Genomic DNA, 774 nt, shown 5'->3' on the forward strand with positions numbered 1-774 from the left:
AGGAACAGGCTCAAACCCTTCCGTATATTTAGCTTGGCCTCCTACAGAAACTGTGAACAATGTACGGCCATGAAAACTGCTGTAGAAAGATAGAATTTCGTTTTTATCTTCGCCGTAGTGATCATGCGCGTATTTACGCACTAACTTAAATGCAGCTTCATTTGCCTCTGCTCCTGAGTTCGCAAAGAACACTCGTTCTGCAAATGTTCGTTCTGTCAGCAAGCTCGCTAAACGCAACGCTGGTTCATTTGTCATCACATTACTGACATGCCATAGCTTCTCAGCTTGCTCTTTTAAGGTGCTAACAAGTCTCGGATGCGTATGCCCTAAAGCACTCACTGCTATGCCGCCCGCAAAATCAATATACTCACGACCGTTTTGATCCCAAACACGAGAACCGGCCCCTTTAACAGGAATCACGGCCGAGGGTGCGTAATTCGGCACCATTACTTGATCAAAAACACTTCTATCTAATGGAGTATTCTCAGACATATTTATCTTCTACCTATCATTGTCAATCGCCGTCTTACAAGCCCAGTAAAAGCGACGAGTTGTAACGCTGCACTAAAGATAGCGCAAATATAAAAAATCAGGCGATTTACCACATTAAATCGTCAGGGATTTGATAATCCTTATAAGGATCATCTTCATCAACTTCTTGAGATGCCTTTTCGTTCAACACAACAACAAACTCTGGCTTGCGTTGTTTAATTTTTTCTGCGACTTGGCTGGCTACCACTGCATAACTTTGTGCATCGCGCACGATAGAAAGTC

General features: G+C 43.3%; 2 protein-coding genes. Both read right to left on the reverse strand.

Features of this window, described 5'->3' with window-relative positions:
• Positions 1-492: aminotransferase class III-fold pyridoxal phosphate-dependent enzyme (locus A3738_RS20770; RefSeq protein WP_156504381.1), on the reverse strand; the 492-nt coding region annotated here is incomplete at its 3' end.
• 106 nt (positions 493-598) lie between these two features.
• Complete coding sequence (locus tag A3738_RS20775) at positions 599-763, reverse strand: DUF2058 family protein (protein ID WP_255376189.1); 165 nt, start codon at positions 761-763, stop codon at positions 599-601.
• Positions 764-774 lie beyond the last annotated feature (11 nt).

The sequence above is a fragment of the Oleiphilus sp. HI0066 genome, from assembly GCF_001635725.1.